We start from the raw sequence: 769 nt of genomic DNA on the forward strand, positions 1-769 counted from the left end.
TAGTACTTTACCGTTGTTTGTGGTACCAGTGGCAGGTACGTGTAAATTACCATCTGTAGTTGGGTGAACGTAATTATTTGCGCTTGCAGCAATTCCATTTAACTTAGTCTTGTCTCCCAAAGACATTAAACCAGCGGTGGAAGTTGTAGCAACAGGTATAGTTACGTCAGTACCAGTAGAACTTGTAATTGTTCGAGTGTCACCTGTACCAGAAATAGAAAGGTTAGTGGATTGATGAGGCGCAGAGTTAATAATGGTTGTACCTGATAACGATATACCTGTACCTGCGCTATATGTTGTATTCGGGGGAGTCCCCAGATTAGCGGTGATACCATTAGCGGTTTGGGTGATACTGGTTACAAATGTACCGCTACCAGAGGTAGCTACTGGTAAACTGAAAGTAGTACCACTAAGAGTTAAACCACTACCCGCTGAGTATGTGGTATCCCCTATCAACGCAGCAGCAGGGAGTCTAGCAACATCGATAATACCAGATGTAATATTAGAAGCATCATGATTATGCGGTGTTGGGGGGAACGTAGTTGGTGAGCCTGTCACCTCATTCCACGTAGGCCACCTAGTGGCAGTCGCTGGGATAGATGTTATCTCACTCCAAGCATGGTTGTGAGCACTAGGAGTAAACGTAGTAGGTTTAGAAGTCACTTCAGCCCAAGACGGCCAGCGTGAAGCGGTAGCTGGAACACCTGACGTAATGTCAGCCCAAGCATGAGTATGCGCTGAAGGCGTGAACGTTGTCGGTTTGCTTGTA

The 769-nt window shown here is 46.0% G+C and carries 1 pseudogene; it reads right to left on the minus strand.

Going from position 1 to position 769, the window contains the following annotated elements:
- Positions 1 to 558, minus strand: a pseudogene (locus P5683_RS25455) (hypothetical protein); the annotation flags it as partial.
- Positions 559 to 769: the final 211 nt, after the last annotated feature.

This window comes from Limnospira sp. PMC 1279.21 (assembly GCF_032349615.1).
Classification (GTDB): domain Bacteria; phylum Cyanobacteriota; class Cyanobacteriia; order Cyanobacteriales; family Microcoleaceae; genus Limnospira; species Limnospira fusiformis.